The organism is Apibacter sp. B3935, from assembly GCF_009827705.1.
In the GTDB taxonomy this organism is placed as follows: domain Bacteria; phylum Bacteroidota; class Bacteroidia; order Flavobacteriales; family Weeksellaceae; genus Apibacter.
Window position 1 is genome coordinate 52227 of the sequence record NZ_WINL01000005.1, and the last position, 25501, is coordinate 77727.

The following is a 25501-nucleotide window of genomic DNA, read 5'->3' on the forward strand; positions in this document are numbered from 1 at the left end:
TTATGAAAATTATGGTATATTTACATCACTTATCAAGAAAGGTGGAGGGACTGGCCCTGTGAAACCTTGGCAACCGGCCTGCTTAGGCTTGGTGCTAATTCCAGCCCTGAGGGGAAAGATGAGTGATTCGCGAGTTGTGAGTGTGTTGAGTTGTGAATAATTTCTTTTTTCCTTTCCGGTTTTTCTTGATACAGTTTTAATAAATATAATTTACTAACTGTAAGAAAGATAATGAAAAAAGTTTCTTTGTTAATGGTAAGTTTAATTTTAGAATTTACCAATTATGTGGATGCTCAAGAAAAACGGGCCGTAGATTCCCTTGATCTTGAAGAGATTGTTGTAGTCGGTGGCAGAAGTTCAGAACGAACCAAAGTAAATTCTCCCGTTGCCATAGACGTAATAGATGTCAGGAAAATAGAAAAGGCATCTCCTCAGTTAACCGTTAACGACTTATTAAATTATTTAGTACCTTCATTCAATTCAGTTCGCCAATCTTCTTCCGATGGAACGGAACATATTGATCCGGCTACCTTGAGAGGTATGGGTCCCGATCAGGTTCTGGTATTAGTGAATGGAAAAAGACGGCATACTACCTCATTAGTCAACTATCAAAATACGGTAGGTAACGGATCTGTGGGTACAGATTTAAGTGCCATACCCGTTTCAGCAATAGAAAAAATAGAGGTTTTGAGAGATGGTGCTGCAGCTCAATACGGTTCGGATGCCATTGCCGGTGTAATTAATATTATTTTAAAAAAGAATGAGGGCGGCTCGGCATCCATCACCTATGGATTAACCAATAGAAATGACGGGGAAACTTACAATTTTAGCGGAAATTACGGTGCTAAATTAGGAGATAAAGGAGGAAGTATCAATCTTTCTTTTGTAGTCAGCCAAAGAAATAAAACCAATCGTTCATATGATAATAATCTGGACAAGTTTGGTGATAATTTTGCCTATGATTTTGCACCGGATCCCGATCAGGCCAGAATAAACGATGAAAAAATTATGGCAGAAATGGGTTTAACCCAAAAAGACTTCCGTTTCAGGGCAGGAGATGCTCAAATTAAAAATCAACAGTTTTTTATAAATTCCATTTATCCATTATCCGAAAAGTATGAGTTCTATTCATTCGGCGGAGCAAGTTTAAGACAAGGAGAAGGAGCTGAATTCCGAAGACTTCCCAGTGAAAAAACTAATGTAGTTAAAGAACTTTATCCGATAGGATTTCAACCTTTATTAAAATCCACTATTTATGATATTTCTAACTCTACGGGAATAAGATATATGCATAATAATTGGATGGTAGATATAAGTAATACCTTTGGAGAAAACCTCTTTAATTATAAGGCTACGCATACAAACAATGCTTCGTTGGGTATACATTCTCCAACGGAATTTAAAGCCGGGGGACATGAGTTTATGCAAAATACTATCAATCTGGATATTTCTAAAAAAATAAATACACTTCTTTCTATTGCCTTCGGAGGAGAATTTAAATACGAACAGTATAGAATAAAGGCCGGAGAAGAAGGCTCATGGATGCGTTACGATAAATTTGGTAATCCGGCAACAGCATCTACTCTTCCCACCGATATACTGGGAGAGGGGGGAGCACAAGGTTTTATAGGATTTTCTTCTGAAAATGCGTTAAAGGAGGACAGAAATAATGCCTCCGGTTATGCGGATGTAGCATTTAAAAAAGGAAAATTTTCCGGTGATTTGGCAGGAAGATATGAGCATTATTCCGATTTTGGTAATTCTTGGATAGGAAAGTTGGCGGTGCGTTATGAATATGTAAACGGATTTGCTGTAAGGGGAGCTTTCAGTAATGGATTCAGAGCCCCTTCTCTGCAACAGCAATATTTCAATAATTCTTTTTCCAGTATCTCATCGTCGGGATCAGGAGTTGTTTCTAAAGGTATATTTAGAAATGACAGTCCTTTGGCAAAAGCTTTAGGTATTGATAAACTTAAAGAAGAAAAATCTATAAATGCGAGTGCCGGTTTAACATTTAAACCTTCTAAAAAAATATATGTAACGGCTGATGCTTACTATATCAAAGTTAAAGATCGTATTGTACTCACGAGTGAATTTGTTAATGCAAAAGTAGAATCTTATGGAGTGGAAGGAGCACGATTTTTTACTAATGCTGTGGATACGGAAACGAAAGGTATTGATATAGTGGCCACATATAAAGTTGGTTTAGGAAAGGGAAATCTGGATATAAGTTTATCAGGAAACTATACAGAAACAGAAATTGTTGATTATCATTTTCCCAAAGTTTTTGAAGGAGACAGAAATGAATATTTCGGTCCCGATCAAACCAATATTATTGAATCTTTAAGTCCGAAAGCAAAGGCAACTTTAGGCTTCAATTATTCAGTTTCGAAATGGAATTTATTAGTAAGAAATACCTATTTCGGTAAAGTTACGAGAGATGGTTATCCCTACGGTTCGGTACAACATCATGATCCAAAATTAGTAACCGATTTTAGTATCAGTTATTCCATACGAAAAGATTTAATACTAACGATGGGCGGAAATAATATTTTTGATGTATTTCCGGATAAGCAAATCTATGAAAATTCTTATTATAATGTTTTCAAGTATGCACCGGTACAGATGGGTACAACCGGAGCTAATTGGTTTACTAAGCTTTCTATGAATTTCTAAATTTAGACTTATATATTTAATATAAATATGAAAAAAATAGGCTGGAAGACAGCAACTGCCATAGTCATATCCAATATGGTAGGAACGGGAGTGTTTACAAGTTTAGGATATCAAGTTCCGGAATTACACAATACGTTTACCATTATTCTTTTATGGACAATCGGGGGAATACTGGCTTTAATAGGTGCTTTTATCTACGCGGAATTGGGAGCTCATTTTAAGCAATCGGGAGGAGATTATATTTATCTTTCTCGAACTTATCATCCCATCATGGGATACATCACCAGTTGGGTATCGCTTATTGTTGGTTTCTCCGGGCCAATTGCTTTAGCAGCATTGGCTATGGCTAAATATTTGGGTTTTGAAAATGAAAGAAGTACAGCTATTCTCATTATCATTATTATTGCTGTATTTCAATGTTTCAGCTTAAAGGTAAGCAGTCGTTTTCAAAATATATTTGCCGTTCTTAAGGTAGCATTCATTGTAGTACTGATTTTAATTGGAATTTCGATAAGTCCGTCTCCTAACAATGCATTATTATGGGATAATTCTTGGACTCATGAAATTATCGTTCCGGCTTTTGCCAGTTCGTTAGTGTTTGTTACCTACGCTTATACCGGTTGGAATTCTGCCTCATATATTGTTGAAGAAATTGAAAAGCCTAAAGTTAATCTTCCCAAAGCGTTGATAATAGGAACTGTTTTTGTAACAGTAAGTTATGTATTGGTAAATTTTGTTTTTTTAAAACATGCTTCAATCGAGCAAATGGAAGGAAAAGAAGACATTGCCAATATCGCATTTACAAATATTTTAGGCGTTCGGGGAGTAAAATGGATAAGTTATTTGATTGCATTGCAATTAGTTTCAACAATTAGTGGCTATTTGTGGGTTGGATCGAGAGTAACCCAGGCAACAGCAAAAGAAAATCATCTTTGGAGTTATTTAGGTAAAGAAAATAAAAACCGAATACCTATTTGGGCTGTAGTTGCTCATACTCTTATCGGTATACTAATAATATTGAGTGGTAAATTTGAAGAAATTTTTATTTACACAGCATTTGTACTTCAACTTCTTTCAACGGCTGCCGTGAGTACTTCTTTATTTATTAAGAAAAGAGATCGGGTACTTTTCAAAGGAAATATTTTTTTACTAATGCCCGTTATCTTTTTACTTTTCAGCTTTTATATTTTGTATTTTACTTTTGTCAACCATCCTCGGGAGAGTATTATTGGATTAGGAATCATAGGAGCAGGTATGACTCTTTATTTTTTTGATAAAAAAAGAGTTGATTGATAATTTCAGTTTAATGAATATAAAAAAACCGAAAGATTTGTCTTTCGGTTTTTTTAATTAATAATTAAAACTTAATTTTTAATGAATCTGAAATTTCTTCCTTGAATTTGTAAATAATACTGATTTGGAGATAAATCTGAGACATTGATAGGAATTATATCATCAACCTTTGTTTGCAAATTTTTAACTATTCGTCCACTACTATCAAGAATAGTAAAAGATGTAAATTTTTCTTTATCTTTATTAATTCCTTTAATATTTAATACATCATGGACAGGGTTAGGATATAATATTATAGAATCTTCATTATTATGTATATCAAGATTATTTTTTAATGGATAAAAATTAACAATTAGATTATAACAGCTTATTGGATCAAATTCACCATCTTTTCCATAAATATATACGTAATAGATTCCTTTATCCAAATTTAAAATATTTATTTCTTCTTTGGCATCACCAATATTTAGACTGCTTCCTATTTCTTCTTTTAAAGAATTATATATTTTAATATCATAATTTTTTGTGAGGTTATCTAACTTAACTAAAATATCTCCTTTTTCACTTAAATTAAATTTATAGTAATCCAGATCGTTATGAGTACCAATTGCAGCTTCATATTTTGTGTTTGTATTAATAAGAACTGCTCCTTCAAATGTATTATTTGGTTCAAAATTACCTACACATGACGGTATAGGGTGAGTAGTATTAGTAGGTTTAAAATTTACTGTTAAATCATAACATTTACCAGGAGCAAAAGCACCATTAGATCCGTATACATATACATAATAAACACCTCTTTCTACATTATATACATTTATAACTTCTTTATTGGTACCACTATTTGAACTTCTTCCTATTTCTTGTTTTGAAGAATTATACAATTTAAGATCGTAATTTTCTGGAAGATTATCTAATACAACTTCAATATCAGCTTTTACACCAATAAATATTTTGTAATAATCATCATCTGTAGGAGAGCTAATATCAGAAGAATATGTTAAAATATTTCTAATAGGATATGCTGTATCTATGCTATTGTTAGGTTCATAATTTGAAGCACAAATGCTTGATGTAATTACTTCAAGGTTGTAACATTGACTTGTATCGAATACACCATCTTTTCCATATATATATATATAATAGGTTCCAGCTGGTAAACTTTCTATCTCAATTTTTTCACTTTTATTTCCTATATTTATACTTCTATCAATTTCATTATTAGAATTGTCATAAAGAATTAAATCATAATTTTTTGGGAGATTTTGAAGTAAGATTTTAACATCAGAAGTCTCATTTAATATAAACTTATAATAATCCTTATCGTTAGAAGAACCTATACCTGCTTCATATATTGTATTTAGTTCTATAGAAGTTGCCTCTTGAAAAGTATCATTAGGTTCAAAATTATTTATACAAGGAGGTATAGAAAGGTTTGTTTCAACAAATAAACTATAACATTTGCTATTATTAAATACTCCGTTGATACCTTGTATTAGTATATAATAGGTACCAGGTTCAAGGTCGTTAATATTTATAATCTCATCACTTTGATCTTCATTATACTTACTTCCTATTTCAGTTTTATTTGAATTATATAATTTTAATTCATATTTTTCACCTATATTTTGTAGTACAACATTAACATTAGATTTTTTATCTAAAGTAAATTTATAATAATCTTGATCATATGCAAAACCGATACTAGCAGTATATGGATAATCTGTTTTAATTTCTACAGCACTTTCAAAGGTATCATTTACTTCGTAATTAAAATTGCATGAATATTTATCTATAACAGTATCAATGGTCAAACTATAACATGAAGTAGGATGATATTTACCGGTTATATGAATGTAATATTTGCCAGCAGCAAGATTTTTTACACTAATTAATTTACTATTGGGACTATCTAATTTACCTCTTTCAATTAAATTTTTTGAAGAATCATAAAGATTAAAATCGTAATCATAGTAAATATCTTGCAGAATAATATTTATATTTGAATCAGAATCTAAAGTAAATGTATAATAATCTTGATCTCTAGCGGTAGCTATACTTGCGAAATAAGTAGTATGTGTATCAATAGGATAGGCCTCTTCAAAACTATTATTTGGCTCATAATTATTGCTGCATGAAGGTATAGATGTTGTTGCGTGAATTTCTAATTCATAGCATTGAGATTCATCAAATGCTTCCTTATATCCATATACTTCTATATAATATGTACCAGGTAAAACGTTTTTTATTAAGATTTTTTCATCTGTGGTATTTGCAGCTTCGCTCTGACCTATTTCAAACTTGCCACTATTAAATAGTTTTATGTCATAATCTTTGGGAAGTTTTTGAAGACGAATCACTATATCTGAATTTTTTGATATAAAGAATTTAAAATAATCCTTATCCCCATGTGATTGTATGCCTGCATAATAGACAGAATCTGGTTTAATTAAATAAGCATCATCAAATGTATCATTTGGTTCAAAATTATTAATACATGAAGCTAATGAAGGGCTAGAATGAGAAGTCGTATTAAAATTAACTTCAGTAAAATTGCTAGATTTACCATTATCACAGTTAGATTTAATCCTAGCCGTGTACGATGTGTTTGGACTTAAATTTGATAAAGTATATGAAGATCCTCTAATATCATTACCAACTATAGTCCAATCGTTATCCGTATCTGCTTTAATTTGAATGGTATAATTTAAATTTTGATTAGCGTTCCAATTAAGAGTAGCACTCTGAAAAGTAATATCCGAACTTGAAAATCCTGAAGGAATTTCACAATTTAGATTTGAAGAATAGGTTGAAGGATAAATATTGATGATTGCAATTTGGCTTGAAGAATATCCTCTGAGTTCATCTATCCAATAATATCCGTTTGAAGTTCCTCCCCATCCAAAATTAAGATGAATTAGATTTTGAGAGTCATATCCATCAACTATATAAGCATGTTCAGCATCGGGATATTGACCAGATAAATAAACTGGTAATCCTTTTGAAACCTGAGATTTAAATACATTTAGCCATTCATCATCAGATTCAAAATCAGTTCTATCTATTAGTTGAATGTCTGAGCTATATTTAAAATATTTTTTAAGGGCTTGAGGAACATTAGTACTAAAAGCACCTGAACCAATCGGCCCATACATAGTTTTGATTGAAATACCTGCATGAGATATTAATTTAGCAACTGCATCTATTTGTTCAGCTGAAGAATTTTTAGAGAGGTAAACAGGCATTTTATCCCATAAATAGGTAGTATTTTGAAAATTAGCTGATAATTTTTTCCATTTCCAATCGTAATTATAATAATAATACTTATTAGGTATGAAATATGTCATAGAATCACTACCATTTGTTGGGAAATTCCAAAATTTCATAATTTGAGCCATGGCGATAGAAGCAGATCCTGCATATGTTGGCACATTTTCATAAGTATTAGGAGTAAATTTATTATATAAGGGAGATTGATCCCAAATAGTTTTTATTAATGGATCTACAGTTAAAGGATTATTAAAAGATTTAGATAATGCTTTATTGCTTATTTCTTGAGAATTAGGTAATTGTTGATCATTGAGTAAAGCTTCCCATTCTTTTTTAATTAATTCATTTTTTTTATCGAATGATCTTTTTTGAATTTTTTTCCTAAGATTATTATTATAATATTCAAAACTATTTAAAATATTTAAAAATCCAGGTGAACAATTAGTTGATGCTGGTATTGTAGAATTTGTTGAATAAGCTAAAATTGGATGATTTGCACTTTCAGATGAAACTATACAAAATCCATTACCGTTTTTAATAGTAAAAATGTAAAAACCATTATATTCTTTATTAATTTGGTGAGTAATGTTGGTTATTTTTAAATTTTCATTTGATTTTTTTAATGCATGATTTAATTTAATTTTCAAAAAGTTATTAGCTACTTTTCTTGCAGTGCTCTCTGAAATATCTTGTCCATAGAAGATAAAAGATATTAAAAATGTTGTTATTGATATAAAAGACTTAAAATTTATCATATATATTATTATTTAAATTTATAAATTAAAATAGTTACTAAGATAATAAACGATTATTCTATTAAATCAAAATATTAATTAAATAGAATATAACATGTCAAAACGTCCTTAATTATTAAAATCAAAGATTTAATATTCTTATTAATAAGTATTTATGTGTATTTAATTATTTGCCTCATAAATGCATTTTTTATTTAATTTTTGGACAAATATATATAAAATTTTTTTTATTATAATAATATACCATAAAAAATATCATTAATTATGACAATACATATAAATTACCGATACTTTTATTTGTTTATTAAATTTTTATTTAATTATATAATGCTTTATATATTTGCAAATAAGATATAAAAATATAATTATTTATAAAAAAATGATTATAATAAATTTTAATAATTTTTGAATTTAAATATAGTTAAATTGTATTATTAATATTTTTAATATTATATGATAAAATGAAATTATATATTAATCAATACGTAATTATATCTTTATAAATAAATTATTATAAAATTATTATTTGATATTATAATAATCTGACATTTAGATTTTGTAAAATTAAACAATGATTTAAATATTTTAATTGTTATATAATAACTATATCAATAACATATAAAAATAATGATATTTAAACTATTTTATTATTTAAACTAAAGTAAAAAGTTAATGGGATTGTTTAATTACTATATAAATTAGTTAATGATTAGAAAAATTAATGATAAAATAAGTTAATATGATTGTATTCAATAATAACTAATGTAATAATTATTTAAGTATAAAAAAATATTTTGTAATTTCATTAGTAGTATGTTATAATTGGATTAATATAAATATAATAATAATTAGAGTAACTTTGAAAAAGAACAGAATGATTAACCTAATTAATTTAAAATATTTATAATATTTTCGTCTAAATATTACTTAGCAATATTATATTAATCTTTAATAAAAAAGATATAATAAAAATTTTTTTATTTTGATTTCTAGTTTGGTTGACACACCCTTATATTTGAAGAGGAGAAACCAGATTTAGTGTTTTTTGCCATAATTACATTGACGTTTACATTGCCGTTTTATGTAATTATACACTTGAAGTAGTTTATTAAAAAACTCCAAAGCTGTTGTAGGAGTGCTTTGGAGCTTAGGGTGGCCAATGGGTCTCGAACCCACGACCTTCGGAACCACAATCCGACGCTCTAACCAACTGAGCTATGGCCACCGTTTTGGGAATGCAAATATATGAATAGATTTCATATTATCAAACAAAATTTTCAAAATCTTTCAGACCAATCCATTTTTGAGAAGTAAAGCCTTCACCTGCATCACAGCCTATTAACCTACCCAAATTTTCAGCTCTGTATATAATACTTTTTTTAAAATTAATGGAGGTGATAGGAGTATTAGGTTCTAACGAATTAGGATCGTAAAACTGTGTTTTATAGGCCATACAAGCTTCTATTTTTTTATCTAAAAAATGAGATATATCAATTATAAAATCCGGTTTTTCTTCATTCCATTGAATATAATTAAATATATGTTTAGGTCTCCAAGTATCTTGTGTAACCCCATTATAACTTGTTTGTATTTTTAATAATCCGGAGAGAAAACAGGCATCATATACAAGCTTAGCAGCTTTACCGTGATCTGGGTGTCTATCGTTTACTGCATTAGCTAAAACAATATCAGGTTTATATTTTCTTATTATTTTAATTAATTCGATTTGATGAGTATCATCATTTTTAAAAAAACCATCTCTGAATTTTAAGTTTTCACGATAAGCAATCGAAAGTATTTTACCGGCTTCTTCGGATTCATATTTTCTGGTAAGAGCTGTTCCCCTTGTCCCTAATTCACCTTCCGTCAGGTCTAATATTCCTACTTTTTTATTTTCAGAAATCATTTTGGCCAGAGTTCCTCCACAACCGAGTTCAACATCATCAGGATGGGCGCCTATGGCTAATATATCTAATTTCATTGGTCAAATTTTAAGTTAAAAAAACTCCAGTAAGTCATTACTGAAGTTTTTAAGTTTGGTATATAAAATTTTTTTACAGTTCAGATTTTACTTTGGACATAAGTTTTTCAATTCTTGCCTTTATATCTGTATTATCAGAAATTTGCCAGGCACTTATGGTAAATGTATTCCCTTTTGTTCTGATCATAAGACCATAATCAGGATTATTTGAAGTCCAAATTCCGGGTGAAGAAGCAGAGCCAAATTCTTGTTGGATCAGAGCTTCCACTTTCTGTACTTTTTCATTGGTAGATTGTATTTCTTCTCTATATTTATATTTTTCTTGAGAATAACCAAATATAGAAGAAAAGGTCATTATTACTAATAAAATTAAAATTTTAGCATTCATAATATGTTGTTTTATTAAGGCAGAAACCTAAATTACTATTCTTTCCATCAATATTTATGCCAAAAAGATAAAAAAATATACCCATGGTATTACTACTATGGGTATATTTAATTTTTATAATAGTATTACTATATTACTTTTTATAATTTTTGTATTTGTTAAAGAATTTATCAACTCTACCTGCAGTATCAACCAATTTAACTTTTCCTGTATAAAAAGGGTGAGAAGAACTTGAAATCTCCATCTTAACTAAAGGATATTCTACTCCTTCATATTCAATTGTATCTTTTGTTTCTGCAGTAGATTTACATAAAAATACCTCGTCGTTGCTCATATCTTTAAAAACAACTAATCTATAGTTATCCGGATGAATGTCTTTTTTCATTTCTCTAAAAATTTGAGTTGCAAAATTACAATTTTATTTCTAAATAATCAAGAATACATAGCAAAAAAATATGAGATTCTTCATATTAGAAAAATATGTTAATATTTAGTCACACAAGTAGTTGTTTAATAAGATAATTATATTTGTGTGACAGATTAAAAATACTTGATTATTTAACTAATTTATTTTTTAACCCTTTGTCAATAGCATCTAGAAAATCTTCAGTATTAAGATAATCTTCTCTGGTCATTTGTTTACCTTTTACTAATAAAGCAAGGTCTTTGGTCATTTTACCTCCTTCAACAGTTTCAATACAAACCTTTTCCAGTGTTTCTGCAAAATTGACAACATCCGGAGTATGATCTAATTTACCACGATGCATTAAGCCTCTGGTCCACGCAAAGATAGAAGCTATGGGATTAGTAGAAGTTTCTTTACCTTCTTGATAGAATCTATAATGTCGGGTAACAGTACCATGAGCCGCCTCTGCTTCAACGGTTTTGCCATCCGGCGTAACCAAAACAGAAGTCATCAAGCCTAAAGAACCAAAACCTTGAGCAACAGTGTCTGACTGCACGTCACCATCATAATTTTTACAAGCCCATACAAAGCCTCCGTTCCATTTCATGGCACAAGCTACCATGTCATCGATTAGACGATGTTCATAAGTAATTCCCAGTTCTTCAAATTTGGATTGATAATGATCTTCATATATTTTCTGAAAGATATCTTTAAATCTTCCGTCATAAGCTTTTAAAATGGTGTTTTTAGTGGATAGATATAAAGGCCATTTTTTGGTTAATGCCATTTGAAATGAAGAATGCGCAAACCCTTCAATAGATTCATCGGTGTTATACATGGACATTGCAACTCCGTCATCTTTAAAATCAAATACTTCCCAAGTTTGAGGTTCACCGTTTTCAGGAGTAAAAGTCATGGTTAATTTACCCGGACCTTTAGTTACCACATCCGTAGCTTTATATTGGTCTCCAAAAGCATGGCGGCCAATTACAATAGGTTGCGTCCATCCTTGCACATATCTGGGAACGTTATTCATAATAATAGGTTCTCTAAAAACTGTTCCTCCAACAATATTACGAATGGTGCCATTAGGCGATTTCCACATTTTTTTTAAGTTAAATTCTTTAACACGAGCTTCATCAGGAGTAATAGTAGCACATTTTACGGCAACATTATATTTTTTAGTTGCTTCTGCAGAGTCTATAGTAACTTGATCGTTAGTTTTATCTCTGTTTTCAATACCTAAATCAAAGTATTTCAGATCTATATCTAAATAGGGGAGAATGAGTTTGTCCTTAATGAACTTCCATATAATTCTTGTCATTTCATCTCCGTCCATTTCAACAACCGGATTAAGTACTTTTATTTTTTGCATGATAACTATTGATTTGTATCAAATATAACAATACTTACCTCAGTAAAACAAATATTTAACCTAATTTTAGTTTAATACAATGAATAAAAAACCTTATGGTATACTTATGCTTAATCGAAGAGTTTGGTAAGGATCTTTAAAAGCAAAGATTAAAAATAAAAAAGGTTAATAATTACCATTTATTAACCTTTTTATTTTACTAAAAAAATAGATTTTTAAACACTTATAAATTTTCTACAAATTGTTGTCTGATTAGTTTTTTATTTAATTTTCCCACACTGGTTTTTGGAATTTCTGAAACAAATTTTATATTTTGAGGTATAGCCCATTTACTCAATATTCCGGATTCCGTATATTGTTTTAAATAATCTTTTAATTCATCATGAGTTAACGTCATATTCGGTTTTAAAACGATAAATGCACAAGGCTTTTCACTCCATTTTTCATCCGGAATTCCAATTACGGCGGTTTCAGCCACAGATTCATGTCCGGTAATAATATTTTCTAATTGAACAGAAGAAATCCACTCACCTCCACTTTTGATAATATCTTTTATTCTATCTGTAATATTTATAGAATTATTGGAATTTATGGTAGCTACGTCTCCTGTATGTAAATATTGTTCATTCCATAATTCGTTTCCTCTTTCTTCGTCTTTAAAATAACCTTGAGTAAGCCAAGGCGCTCGAATAATGATTTCTCCTTGTTCAACGTCATTATTTTGGATATGGTTTCCTTGTTCATTGATAATTTTTACAGTTGTAAATAGAACAGGAGTTCCGGTTCTGATTCTCATTTCAGATTGTTCATCTATATCTAAATTTTTATATTTAGGATCTATATGAGTTAACGTTATAATTGGACAAGTTTCGGACATCCCGTATCCCGACATGATATCAATATTTTTTTCCAGGGCATTCTTTGCTAACTTTTTGGTTAAAGAAGCTCCACCAATAATAACTTTCCATCCGTTAAAATCAATATCTTTAGTTTCATTGCTCTCTAAAATCATTTGCAAAATAGTAGGTACACAATGAGAGAATGTTGGTTTTTCTTTTGTGAAAATATCAATAAATCCGGTTAAATTAAATTTTCCGGGATATATTTGCTTTAATGAAAAGGTGGTTGCAAGATAAGGAAATCCCCATGCATGAACATGAAACATCGGAGTTAACGGTAAATACACATCATTGGAATTTAAACGACACGCAATTGAACCGGAAAATCCAAAACTGGCTGCCGTATTGTAGGTATGAAGTACCAATTGTCTATGGGTAAAATATACGCCTTTAGGATTGCCCGTTGTTCCTGTAGTATAAAATGTTGTGGCAACCGCATCTTCATCAAACTCTTCGAATTCATATGAATCAGAAGCTTCAGCCATCAATTGTTCGTATTCTCCGGTAATACTTAAATTTTCAGAAGTTATTATAGCATCATCATCTTTACAAATGATTAAATATTTTAAAGAGGGCATATCTTCTGCAAATTTTTCCAAAATAGGAAGAAAATCTGCGTGAGCAATGATAACTAAATCTTCAGCATGATTAATAGTATAATGAATTTGTTCAGCTGACAATCTCCAATTAATCATATGAAGAACATTTCCGGTCATAGGAATAGCAAAATAAGATTCGAGATATCGATGACTGTCATAATCCATTACTGCAATGGTTTCGCCTCCGTCTATCCCAAGATTTCTTAACATATTGGCATATCGTTGAACTCGTTTTTTGAATTCTCGATAATTATATCTGGAAATATCTTTGTAAATTATTTCATTATCAGGATTTAAAGTAGTACAATAATCATATAATCCTTTAATGAGCAGAGGAGATTTGTAGGCATTTTTTACAGAGTTAATTTTTTTAAATATCATCTTAAATTATTAAATATGCGCTAATTTACAAAATATAATATTTTATGCTAATGGTTTTTATTATAAATCATATTAATGCTGTTTTAGTAGTAGTATTAAAGCACAATTTCTAATTAAGATAAATATTTGAGCTTCTATATAGATATTGCTGGATGAATTAATAATTATAATTAATTTATTGGATTACATATCTATTTGGTATAGGAGTAATAAAGCAGAGTAACTAAATACGTTATTATTATGCTGGTTTATATATTTTATAAAAGAAAGTAAACTTTGGTATTAATATATTTAACAAAAATATACAGACAAGTATGTCTATATTTGAAAATTTATTTTATCTTTGTTGAATGGAATTAAAAAATAAGCCTCCCAGAGAAAGAATAGTGTACGTAGCATCACAATTATTTCATCAGCAAGGATACAATGCTACAGGAATCAATGAAATCATTGAAAAAGCCAAGGTTGCAAAAGCCAGTTTTTATCAACATTTTAAATCAAAAGAAAATTTAGCTCTGGAATATTTAGAAGTACGTCATAAAACCTGGTTTGAAGGATTAAAACATTTTACTGAAGAAAAAACAACCCCGAAAGGAAAAGTACTATCAGCTTTTGATTATATAGAACAAATGAATGAAAAAGAAAATTTTCGTGGTTGTTGCTTTCTGAACATGCTGTCAGAAATACAACCGGATAATGTTCGCATTTTAAGTGTGATACAAAAACATAAAACAGAATTGCAGAATTTTTTTATTGATATATTAAGAGAGGAAAACGATGCCTTCATTATTTATATGTTTTTTGAAGCATGTTTGATCGATAGTCAAGTATATAGAACACAGAATCTTATAGAGAAAACTAAAAATAACGTCAAAAATTTAATGAAATGAATAGTAAAAAATATCTATCAAAATTTATAAGTAGAGAACGAAGTCCTCTTAAAGTTGATTTTAATTTTTCAATTTTATCGGGAATTGGAGGGTGTTTAGCAATTATGTGTATAGCCTTATTAACAAAATCAACCTCAATTCCTTTTATTATGGCACCATTCGGCGCAACCTGTGTATTGGCATTTGGTGTACCTGAAAGTCCATTGTCTCAACCTAGAAATATTATTGGTGGACATATTTTATCTTCAATTATGGGTTTAATTGTGTCGGTGGTACTAAAAAATGAATGGTATTCCCTATCACTGGGAGTTGGATTAGCTATATTTGTTATGCAAATAACGAAGACTACACATCCGCCGGCAGGTGCAGATCCGCTAATTATTATTACCGGAGGAGTAAAGTGGAACTTTTTAATTAATCCGGTTTTATCAGGAGCAATAGTATTAGTGATTATTGCATTACTATTCAACAATCTGAGCAAAAAAAGAAAATATCCTAAATTTTGGATTTAATTAATTTATATAATGATTTAGTAGTAGATAAGTTCGTAAATGATATTTAAAATTTATTTTAAGAGCTGATAAGCAAGTAAAGCGACTAAATAGGCTATGCCCGTCATAAAAAATAATTGAATAGCCGGCCATCTCCACGAATTCGTTTCTTTTCTAACAACAGCTAAGGTACTGACGCATTGCATGGCAAAAGCATAAAATAATAAAATGGAAATACCTGTCGCTAAATTAAATGTAGGCTTCATCGTATTATGGTTTATATCCTTTCTCATTAATTCTTTTAATTTAAGATTTTCACTGCCATCATCTTCCAAACTGTATATGGAAGCAATGGTTCCGACAAAAACCTCTCTAGCAGCAAATGAAGAAAGAATACCAATATCAATTTTCCAGTCATACCCTAAAGGTTTAAAAACCGGTTCAATTACTTTTCCGAAATTTCCTAAATAAGAATTTTCTAAAGGAACATCTGCCAGATAATTTGTTTTACCATTTTCGGCTGTCTTTCCAAATTTTCCTAAGGCCCAAAGTATGACACTGACAGCAACGATGATTTTACCGGCATTAGCTATAAAGCTCAATGATTTTTCAAATAAACCGTAAAATACATTTCTCCAAAAAGGAACTTTATAATTCGGCATATCCAAAATAAGATAGCTTTTATAGTTAGATTTTATTAATTTGTTGGCAATGGATGCACTTATAAAAACCATTATGACTCCCAATAAGTACATAATCATCATAACAATGCCCTGTAAATTAAAGATTCCATTTCCTTTAGGAATTACTAAAGCGATGATGATGGAATATACCGGAAGGCGAGCCGAGCAAGTTATAAATGGTGTAACCAAAATTGTAATTAATCGTTCCTTTGAATTTTCAATATTTCGTGCCGACATTATTGCAGGAATAGCACAAGCGGCACCGGATAATAAAGGAACAACACTTTTCCCGTTTAGTCCAACAGGTCGGAACCATCGATCCATCAAAAATACAACTCTAGCCATATAACCGCTTTCTTCCATAATCAACAGAAAGAAAAATAAAATTGCAATTTGAGGGACAAATACAGCAACTCCACTAATTCCGGGAATTATACCTTGCGTAATGAGCTCCGATAGTGGTCCGTTCGGTAAATAAGCTTCAAGAATTTCACTAGTATTGGAAAAAAGAGTTTCAATCCAATCTTGAGGATAACCTGACAAAAAAAATAAAGCTTGAAAAATTAAAAATAGGATTGAAAAAAATAAAAAATATCCCCAAAAATGATGTGTTGCAATTTTATCGAATTTGTTCGTGAAAGTCTGATAGTTTGGGTCTTTATAGACAACTTTTTCTACAAGATCATCAATTTGGCGATGCCTTAAAATAGTTTCTTTAAGTTGAAGCCTTTTAGGAATCAACTTATACTTATTTATAATTTCCGATACATTTTCACGATACGCACTCGGGATGTTGTTCGTTTTTGTTTGAGCCAAGAAAAGCCAAGCGAGATAATCATCAATTTCAAATTTATTGGATAATTCTCTTACCGGTTTTTCAAATTCTTTAGGATATTGAAAAGTTTCGAACGATTCATTGACAAAACCATTATTTATAATTTCTTTTAATTCATCAATACCTTTACCTTTTCTGGAACTAACAAGCACAACAGGAGTAGAAAAATTATCGGCTAAATTTTTGTCTCGAATTAGAATTCCTTCTTTTTCAATATTGTCAATCTGATTAATAACTAAAATAGTAGGAATTTTTAAATCTTTGATTTGTTCATACAGAAATAAACTTCTTTTCATATTATGAACATCGGCTACTACTATAATAATATCAGGATAGTAAGGATTATCAGGATTGGCAAGAATTGTTAATACCACCTCTTCATCAGCAGAAGAAGGACAAAGACTGTATATCCCGGGAAGGTCAATTAGCCTATAGTCAGTATCTTTATAGGTAAATTTACCTTCTTTTTTTTCAACGGTAATACCCGGATAATTTCCGGTTTTTTGATGTAATCCGCTTAGTTGATTAAAAAGTGTTGTTTTTCCGGCATTTGGATTTCCTATGAGAGCAATAGTTTTAATACTCATTGTTTTTTTCTATTGCATTTCAATCAATATACAATCTGCTTCTTCCTTACGCAACATTACCGTGCTTTTCTCTTTACCGTATTCAATAAAAAGAGGACCGTTCCAAGGAGCTTGACGTTTTAATTTAACAAAAACACCGGGAACTATTCCCATTTCTAAAATCTTTGTGGGTATATCTTCTTCAGAAAATCCTATAACTTTTGCTTGTTGTGCTGGTTTTAAAAATGAAAGGGATTTATGGGTAAGCATGATTTTTATAACTAAACACCTTTTTAATATTCTCAAGCAAATATATGAATTATTTGTATTTAATCTAAATAAAATCAAAAATTATTTAATAGATTAGATACCAAAAGATTTGTATAATAGGGATAAAATAAAAACTTAAGGTATGTTATCAAATTAAAAATTGAACTTATAGAAATTTATTAATTTAGTAAAAATCCTATAGTTTTGCTACACTATGACATTTATAATGATGAGAAAAGCAGTATTTATGTTCTTTATTATGACATCTATTATAATGCAAGGAGGAGGGTTTAGAGTTTCACTTCAAGGAGCGAGACAAGCAGCTATGGCACATACCAGTGCCCACACCAGAGATGCAAGTGTTGCTTTCTTCAATCCGGCAGGTATATCATTTATACCCTCAAAATTAAGCATTGCAGCGGGAACTTTCATAATAATGGGAAAAGCTGATTTTCAAAATAAGCCTACTTTATATAAAACAAAAACAGATAATCCGGTAAGTACGCCTTCTCTGTTTAATATAGCCTATAAAGCCACTGATAAACTATCCGTTGCTTTTAGCTTTACTACTCCTTTCGGAAGCAGCGTCGATTGGGGACAAAATTGGGAAGGTAAAGATTTAATTACTAAAATTACTATTCGGTCGTATTTCTTTCAACCGACTGTAGCCTATCGTCTAAATGATTGGTTTAGCGTGGGTGCCGGATATATATATGCATTAGGAAGCGTTAATCTGCAAAAAGCTATATCTTCAATAGACGGAAGAATGAAACTGGTTGATAAAAATGCAACCGGTAATGGGTATAATGTAGGTATGTATATCAGACCGATTAAAGATTTGGATGTCAGTATAGCCTATCGTTCCAATATCGATATTCATGCGGTCAATGGAAAAGCCCGATTCTACCTTCCAAAATCATTAGTTGGAAGTGAATCATTTCCTACAGAAAATGACCGATTTAATGCAAAGTTACCCCTAACCTCTGAAATCACACTGGGATTAACCTATAGGCTTTTGCCCCAGTGGACGATTTCCACCGATTTGAATATTTCAGGATGGAATAAATACAAAGCTTTGACAATTGATTTCAATCAAAATAAGGTAGGCAATGATCCCAACGATCCAACGATATCCACATCGCCTAAAAATTTACATAACACTCATACATTTAGAGTGGGTTCAGAATATTCCGTATCTGATAAGTTGGATGTTCGTTTAGGATATTACTACGATCCTTCACCGATCAGTAAGGACTATTGGAGTCCGGAAATGCCAAGTACAGATAATAATGCCATAACAGGAGGTATTGGTTATAAATTCTTAAAAGATAAATTAATGCTTGATATGACAGGGATGTATTATGTTGGTAATTCAAGAAAAGTAGTAAATAAATTTTATAATTTCAAAGGAGATGTCAAGATGCATAGCTTTATGTTCGGGCTGGGATTAGCTTGGAATCCTTTTTAAAATATTAGAAATGAGTAAGAATATACTAATGCTTTGGTTAGGAATGTTTATTTTTTTCCTTTCATGCAATAATGACTTTAATGAAGATATACATACGGTATTTAGTTCGGGAGATGCAAATTTTTCTAAATATATAGCCTTAGGAGATTCGTTTACTGCAGGTTTTAGAGATAATGCACTGTATATATCAGGACAAAAGGAATCCTTTCCGTTAATGATTGCCGAGCAAATGAAGCGTTCAGGCTGCCAAAAATTTAATATTCCTTTTATGGCAGATGAATTAGGAGGAATTCCGAGTGCGAAAGTGGATAATAAAAAAATATTGGTAGTAGCCGAGGGTTCTCTTGCTCCGGTTACCAGTAAGGGTGTAGGAACAACTACACTGGCAAGTATTTATTCAAAAGATGGATATCAAAATATGGGTATACCGGGAGCTAAATCATTTCATTTGCTTGCGGCGGGATTTGGAAATCCGACTCATTTAGCTTCCAAAAAATCCAATCCTTATTTTGTACGATTTGCTTCTAAGCCCAATGCAACGGTGGTAGAAGATGTAATGGAACAAAATCCTACCTTTTTTTCTTTGTGGATTGGAATTAATGATATTTTAAGCTATGCCACTTCCGGAGGAGATGGATCTGCTGTGATTACAGATATTTTAACTTTTCAGAATGCTTATAGTACATTGGTACAAACACTTACCTCAAATTCGGCAAAAGGAGTGGTAGCTACAATTCCGGACGTTACCGATTTTCCTTTTTTCAATAAAGTTTCATCCTTACCTTTTAAAGCCAATCAATTTACACTGCAGCAAATAAAAAATTTAAATGCTTCCTATCAAAAGTATAATTCCGGTTTGGATCAAGCAAAAGCAAAAAATTTAATTACAGAGGAAGAAGCCGCAAGTAGAAAAATTGTTTTTATTGAAGATAAAGCTAATGGAGCAGTAATTATAGATAAGAATTTAACAAATTTAGATGCGATGGGACTTCCTTCTATAAGGATGTCTACATCAAAAGATTTATTTCTATTGTCAGTATCTTCCATTTTAAAAACGGGTGGAGGAACTTCAAAACCTATAGAGGATCAATATGTTTTGACCGATAAGGAGATTCTAATCATCAAAGAAGCAACTCAAGCATTTAATGAGAGTATTGAAACTTTAGCAAAACAGTATAATCTGGCAATCACAGATATAAGTTCACTAATTAAAAATTTAAAAACAAAAGAAGGTATTCTTTACAACGGAGTAAGTTATACCAATGAATTTATAACAGGAGGATTTTTTTCATTAGATGGTATACATCCAACCGGAAGAGGGTATGCCATTATAGCTAATGAATTTATTAAAAGTATAAACTTTAAATTTAAATCGAATCTTCCTTCCGTTAATCCTAATCTATATCAAGCAGTTAAGTTTCCTTAAAGATAAAGTAAATATTTAATAAAACTGAACAAATTTTGTTCAGTTTTATTATGGTATGATTAAAAAAATCATAAATTTGCAGTACTCGTTTTCAGAAAATATTTTTAACACATATAAATGATTCAACCAGTCCATATTTTCTCGACTAGAGAAAGTGTTTCTTTAGCAGAAAAAATATCACAAAGTTATGGAATGCCCCTAGGGAAAATGAGTTTCTTTGATTTTAGTGATGGTGAATACCAACCCTGTTTAGAAGAATCGGTAAGAGGTTCCAGAGTCTTTATTATAGGGTCAACATTTCCACCGGCAGATAATTTGATGGAAATGTTGTTAATGATAGATGCAGCCAAAAGAGCATCTGCAGATAAGATAACAGCTGTAATTCCCTATTTTGGTTTAGCGCGTCAAGACAGAAAAGATAAACCTCGTGTTCCGATAGGAGCAAAATTGGTAGCCAATTTATTGACTGCTGCCGGTGCAACGCGTGTTATGACTATGGATTTACATGCTGATCAAATTCAAGGATTTTTCGAAATTCCGGTTGATCATCTATTTGCGTCTGCAATATTTATTAATTATGTAAAATCACTAAATCTAGACAACTTAACCATTGCATCTCCGGATATGGGAGGAGCAAAAAGAGCAAGAACCTATGCGGGATATTTAGATGCTGATGTGGTTATTTGTTATAAAGAAAGAAAAAAAGCCAATAATGTCGATTTTATGACTTTAATCGGTGATGTTAGAGGAAGGAATGTGATTTTAGTAGACGATATGATTGATACTGCAGGGACTTTAACTAAAGCGGCTGATATATTAATGGATGCAGGAGCAACCAGTGTACGAGCCATGGCAACACATGCTATTTTTTCAGGTGCTGCTTATGATAGAATCAACGATTCTAAATTGGAGGAAGTGATTGTAACTGATTCAATTCCTTTAAAAAATACTTTGGTAAGTAAAATAAAAGTGTTATCTTGCGCCCCTTTGTTTGGAGAAGTGATGAACTTGGTACATAACAGAGAATCAATAAGTAAAAAATTTATAATGTAAATATTATATGAAATCAATTACAATTCAAGGAGAAAAAAGAGAAAGCGTAGGTAAAAATTCTTCAAAAGCCTTACGTAATGCTGAAAAAGTTCCTTGTGTTGTTTATGGAGAAAAAAATGTAATCCATTTTTCTACTAAAGAAAGAAGCTTTACTGATTTAGTTTATACTCCTGAAGCACACACAGTTACTTTGGAAATAGATGGAGAAAAAATAGATGCTATTTTGCAAGACCTACAATTTCATCCGGTAACAGATAAGATAATCCATGCAGATTTTTATCAAATAAATCCGGAAAAATATGTTACTATGGAAGTACCTGTGGTAATAACCGGTAGAGCAAAAGGAGTTGTTAGAGGAGGTGTATTACGTGTTAACTTAAGAAAACTTAGAGTTAAAGCCCTTCCTGCAAATTTACCGGATGAGATTGTTATAGATGTAACTTCTCTAGATGTTGGTAATAAATTTGAAGTATCTAAAGTTGAATTAAAAGATTACCAAATATTGCATCCGGCTAATACTGTAATTGCAGCTGTGAAAACATCTAGAAATGTTAAGGCTGCTTCTGCAGATGACGAATCAGAAAACTAATATCCATAAAGTTTTCGAAATTAATTTAGAATCTATTGTATTCTATATAAATCAAAATAAAAGCTGTTCAAAACGAACAGCTTTTTTATTTTTTATAAAATATAATTAATTTGTTATAATTAAAAAGTTTATCACTTTTTTAATTTTAAATTATTGTTTTTTCTTTATTCCTTGTGAGCATAATTATTGAAATGATTCCCATTATAATCATTAAAACCATTTGTAGACTGTGAGCAAGTATTGCATAAGAATAGCCAATATTTTTACCTTCATCTAGAGATTTTCCGGATTGTAAATATAAAGCCGAAAACCCGATCATCATTGCAAGGTGAAAAGCACCTATGCCTCCCGAGGCAGGTACTAACATGCCTAAAGTTCCTACGGCTAAAATATAAAAGCCTGTTTGGACAGGTAGAGAAGAAGTTTCTGGCAAGGCAAAAACTACAAGGTAAGAAGCAAAAAAATAACATATCCATATTCCGAAGGACAATAAAATAAACTTCACTCTTTGTTTTAATTTAAAAACTGAAACTAAACCGTCAATAATTCCTTTTATGAAAAATACTATTTTTTTAATAATTGATAATTGAAGCAATTTTTTTCTAAATACATACATTAGAATACAGCATAATAAAATTACGACAAGTATAGAAATATAAAGTGTATAATTTTTTTCATCAGGATTATTCGTTTTATTCTTACTTAGTAATTCAAAAAAAGACAGTAATGTTGAATAATTAAAAACTAAAGCTAAAAGAATAAAAAATAGCATAAAAAATAAATCGATAATTCTTTCAGTAACGATTGTCCCAAATGAATTGGTAAAAGGTACTTTTTCTACGGTTTGTAAAGCAGTTGCTCTTCCTATTTCTCCCATTCTTGGAATTCCTAAGTTTAAAAAATACCCAAATGAAAGAGCCCATAAAGCATTCGAATTTTTAATTTTATAGCCCATGGGTTCTAAAAGTAAATTCCATCGGACAGCTCTGATCCAATAAGCTCCTAAACCGAAGATAGCAGCCATGCTTATCCAAAAATAGTTTGCTTTTTTTGCAGTTGATATGGTTTTTTCTATAAAATCACCACCTAAGCTTTTAGAAACTAAAAACATTAGTCCACCGGCAATTATAACAGATATACAAACCGTAAGGGTATTTTTTAATTTTTTACTCATGTATTCAATGTATTATTCAGACCAAAATAATAATTAATCGTATAATCTCCAAAATCAAAAAAAACTTAAAAATAGTTAAAATATAAATAGTTAAAAAAATGTAATAATTAAACATAAATCTAATAAATTTATAATTAATGTATTATAATTTAAATAAATAGTTAAGATTATAAGATATAATATTATTTAAATAAAGATAAAGTATATATAATTTATAAATAAATACTGTAATAGTTTTTTAATGGTCTGTAATGATATAATTTATTTTACTCTTTATCTTATTTGAATATTATCAATCAAACGGATTTCTCCGGCATGGACTGCTATAAAAGCCCTATAGTGTTTAGAGGGATCAAAAGACTGAGCCGTTTGTAATGATTCTTCTTCAGTTATAGTAAAATATTCCAACTTTAAATCTGAATTGAGATACAATTTTTCAATTTTGCAAATCACATTTTCAGGAGCATAATGGGAAGATAATTCTTTAGCTTTAAGTAATGATTGATATATAAATAATGATTTTTTCTTAAATTCCTCAGTAAGCCTCATATTACGCGAACTCATAGCTAAACCGTTGGATTCACGAATGATTGGCATTCCTAAAATCTCGACAGGCAATTGTAAAGTTTTGACCATTTGGCGGATAATTTGTAACTGTTGAAAATCCTTTTCACCAAAATAGGCTTTGGTAGGCTGAACTTGTAATAACAAACGCTTTACAACCGTTGCCATACCTTGGAAATGACCTGGGCGAAAAGCTCCTTCCATAACAACATCCAATCCGTTCATATCTATTGATTCACATTCCAATCCATTTGGGTATAAATCTTCAACGCTTGGTAAGTATAATGCGTCGCAACCGACACTTTCCAATTTTGCAATGTCTGCTTCTTCCGTGCGAGGGTATTTAATCAAATCCGCTTGATTATTAAATTGCGTAGGATTTACAAAAATGCTGCCTATAGTATATTGATTATCTTCAATAGCTTTTTTAAAAAGAGAAAGGTGGCCTTCGTGAAGTGCACCCATAGTAGGAACAAATCCTAAAGTTAATTTTTTAGCGTGGATATATTGAATGAAATCAAATAATTCATTTCTGGTTTTTAATAATAACATACTTTAGATTTAAATGACGAATGTCATGGTTTAAAATGCAAACTTACTACAGTTTGATTAATTTTTTGTAACTTTGTTAAATTATAATCAGCCTTCAATTTATAATGAGTTCAAAAAGAATACTTCACGTTACTTCAGAATTAGTACCATACTTTGACGAAAATCCGATTTCATCAGGAGTTTACAATTTAGCCAAACAAATGTTTGCACAAGGAAATGATGTTAGAATCTTTATGCCTAGGTTCGGGCAAATAAATGAAAGAAGATTTCAGCTTCACGAGGTAATCAGGCTATCAGGTATGAATTTGATTATAAATGACCTAGATCAGCCATTGGTTATTAAAGTTGCTTCTCTTCCGGGAGAAAGGATGCAAGTTTATTTCATTGAAAATCATGAATATTTCAAAAGAAAATCTCCCTATAAAGATGAAGCAAATGAATGGTTTGAAGATAATGATGAAAGGGCTGTTTTCTTTACCAAAGGTGTTTTAGAAACAATAAAAAAATTAAATTGGATACCCGATATCATTCATTTACATGGATGGATGGCCAGCTTTTTACCAATTTATTTGAAAACTAATTATGCTAATGATGCATTCTTCAGTGATATAAAAGTGATCACATCGGTTTATAACCAAGGAAGTAACGGGATTTTCAGCAATAATCTTAAAGATATTTTGGAATTTGATAATATAGATACAAGTAAATTAAATTACTTAACTGATAACAAATACGTAAGTATTATCAAGGAAGCCATGAAAGGATCCGACACTATTGTAAAAGGCGAAGAAGTTTTAATTGACGAATTGGAAGACATGTTTAAACAATCAAGCAATCCTAAATTTGATTTTATTCAAAATGAAGATGTCAAAGAAATTTATCACGTCACCAGCGAAATAAAGATCCAAGAGTAAAAC

General features: G+C 30.5%; 19 protein-coding genes, 1 tRNA gene and 1 riboswitch. Of the genes, 9 read left to right on the forward strand and 11 right to left on the reverse strand.

Going from position 1 to position 25501, the window contains the following annotated elements:
- Positions 1-26 precede the first annotated feature (26 nt).
- Positions 27-125, forward strand: a riboswitch (SAM riboswitch).
- 106 nt (positions 126-231) lie between these two features.
- Entirely contained in the window at positions 232-2676 is a 2445-nt protein-coding gene (locus GFV00_RS09270) for a TonB-dependent siderophore receptor (protein ID WP_160557848.1), read from the forward strand.
- A 27-nt stretch (positions 2677-2703) separates the two neighbouring features.
- Complete coding sequence (locus GFV00_RS09275) at positions 2704-3969, forward strand: APC family permease (RefSeq protein ID WP_160557849.1); 1266 nt, start codon at positions 2704-2706, stop codon at positions 3967-3969.
- Positions 3970-4040: 71 nt separating this feature from the next.
- Here the strand turns inward: GFV00_RS09275 and GFV00_RS09280 are convergent, their stop codons facing one another.
- From GFV00_RS09280 to GFV00_RS09310, 7 genes are all read right to left on the reverse strand, one after another.
- A complete protein-coding gene (locus GFV00_RS09280) occupies positions 4041-7994 on the reverse strand; it encodes a C10 family peptidase (protein WP_160557850.1) in 3954 nt (1317 codons plus the stop codon).
- 1151 nt (positions 7995-9145) lie between these two features.
- Positions 9146-9219, reverse strand: a tRNA-His gene (locus GFV00_RS09285).
- Positions 9220-9258: 39 nt separating this feature from the next.
- Positions 9259-9975, reverse strand: a complete 717-nt coding sequence (bshB1, locus tag GFV00_RS09290; RefSeq protein WP_160557851.1) for a bacillithiol biosynthesis deacetylase BshB1 — start codon at positions 9973-9975, stop codon at positions 9259-9261.
- Positions 9976-10048: 73 nt separating this feature from the next.
- Positions 10049-10363, reverse strand: coding sequence for a hypothetical protein (locus GFV00_RS09295; RefSeq protein ID WP_160557852.1), 315 nt, complete (start codon positions 10361-10363; stop codon positions 10049-10051).
- Positions 10364-10496: 133 nt separating this feature from the next.
- On the reverse strand, positions 10497-10748 hold the full coding sequence (locus GFV00_RS09300; RefSeq protein ID WP_105296935.1) for a type B 50S ribosomal protein L31: 252 nt from the start codon (positions 10746-10748) through the stop codon (positions 10497-10499).
- Between the two features lie 169 nt (positions 10749-10917).
- Complete coding sequence (locus tag GFV00_RS09305; protein ID WP_160557853.1) at positions 10918-12144, reverse strand: isocitrate dehydrogenase (NADP(+)); 1227 nt, start codon at positions 12142-12144, stop codon at positions 10918-10920.
- Between the two features lie 223 nt (positions 12145-12367).
- Positions 12368-14023 (reverse strand): fatty acid--CoA ligase, encoded by a 1656-nt coding sequence (locus GFV00_RS09310; RefSeq protein ID WP_160557854.1) that lies wholly within the window; start codon positions 14021-14023, stop codon positions 12368-12370.
- Positions 14024-14373: 350 nt separating this feature from the next.
- Here GFV00_RS09310 and GFV00_RS09315 point away from each other — a divergent pair, with 350 nt between their 5' ends.
- On the forward strand, positions 14374-14913 hold the full coding sequence (locus tag GFV00_RS09315) for a TetR/AcrR family transcriptional regulator (RefSeq protein ID WP_160557855.1): 540 nt from the start codon (positions 14374-14376) through the stop codon (positions 14911-14913).
- Positions 14910-15425 carry an HPP family protein gene (locus GFV00_RS09320; protein ID WP_160557856.1) on the forward strand — a complete coding sequence of 172 codons (516 nt, stop codon included), beginning with the start codon at positions 14910-14912 and terminating at the stop codon, positions 15423-15425. The genes GFV00_RS09315 and GFV00_RS09320 overlap by 4 nt, the downstream gene beginning before the upstream one ends.
- A gap of 53 nt (positions 15426-15478) precedes the next feature.
- Here the strand turns inward: GFV00_RS09320 and feoB are convergent, their stop codons facing one another.
- Both feoB and GFV00_RS09330 read right to left on the reverse strand, forming a co-directional pair.
- Positions 15479-17509: a ferrous iron transport protein B gene (gene feoB / locus GFV00_RS09325; RefSeq protein ID WP_160557857.1), complete on the reverse strand. Its 2031-nt coding sequence runs from the start codon at positions 17507-17509 to the stop codon at positions 15479-15481.
- A 9-nt stretch (positions 17510-17518) separates the two neighbouring features.
- Positions 17519-17758, reverse strand: a complete 240-nt coding sequence (locus GFV00_RS09330) for a FeoA family protein (protein WP_105296941.1) — start codon at positions 17756-17758, stop codon at positions 17519-17521.
- Between the two features lie 259 nt (positions 17759-18017).
- On the opposite strand from GFV00_RS09330, the gene GFV00_RS09335 reads away from it, so the two are divergent.
- The 4 genes from GFV00_RS09335 to GFV00_RS09350 all read left to right on the forward strand — a co-directional run bounded on the left by GFV00_RS09335 (position 18018) and on the right by GFV00_RS09350 (position 22294).
- Positions 18018-19226: an OmpP1/FadL family transporter gene (locus tag GFV00_RS09335; RefSeq protein ID WP_255448855.1), complete on the forward strand. Its 1209-nt coding sequence runs from the start codon at positions 18018-18020 to the stop codon at positions 19224-19226.
- Positions 19227-19236: 10 nt separating this feature from the next.
- On the forward strand, positions 19237-20652 hold the full coding sequence (locus GFV00_RS09340) for an SGNH/GDSL hydrolase family protein (protein ID WP_160557859.1): 1416 nt from the start codon (positions 19237-19239) through the stop codon (positions 20650-20652).
- Positions 20653-20769: 117 nt separating this feature from the next.
- Complete coding sequence (locus GFV00_RS09345; protein ID WP_105296944.1) at positions 20770-21705, forward strand: ribose-phosphate pyrophosphokinase; 936 nt, start codon at positions 20770-20772, stop codon at positions 21703-21705.
- Between the two features lie 7 nt (positions 21706-21712).
- A complete protein-coding gene (locus GFV00_RS09350; protein WP_105296945.1) occupies positions 21713-22294 on the forward strand; it encodes a 50S ribosomal protein L25/general stress protein Ctc in 582 nt (193 codons plus the stop codon).
- Between the two features lie 145 nt (positions 22295-22439).
- Here the strand turns inward: GFV00_RS09350 and GFV00_RS09355 are convergent, their stop codons facing one another.
- Positions 22440-23468, reverse strand: coding sequence for a lysylphosphatidylglycerol synthase transmembrane domain-containing protein (locus GFV00_RS09355; RefSeq protein WP_160557860.1), 1029 nt, complete (start codon positions 23466-23468; stop codon positions 22440-22442).
- Between the two features lie 273 nt (positions 23469-23741).
- A complete protein-coding gene (gene panC / locus GFV00_RS09360; RefSeq protein WP_160557861.1) occupies positions 23742-24584 on the reverse strand; it encodes a pantoate--beta-alanine ligase in 843 nt (280 codons plus the stop codon).
- Between the two features lie 104 nt (positions 24585-24688).
- Here panC and GFV00_RS09365 point away from each other — a divergent pair, with 104 nt between their 5' ends.
- The gene (locus GFV00_RS09365; protein ID WP_160543046.1) at positions 24689-25498 is read left to right on the forward strand and encodes a glycogen/starch synthase; all 810 of its coding nucleotides are present in this window, start codon (positions 24689-24691) and stop codon (positions 25496-25498) included.
- Positions 25499-25501 lie beyond the last annotated feature (3 nt).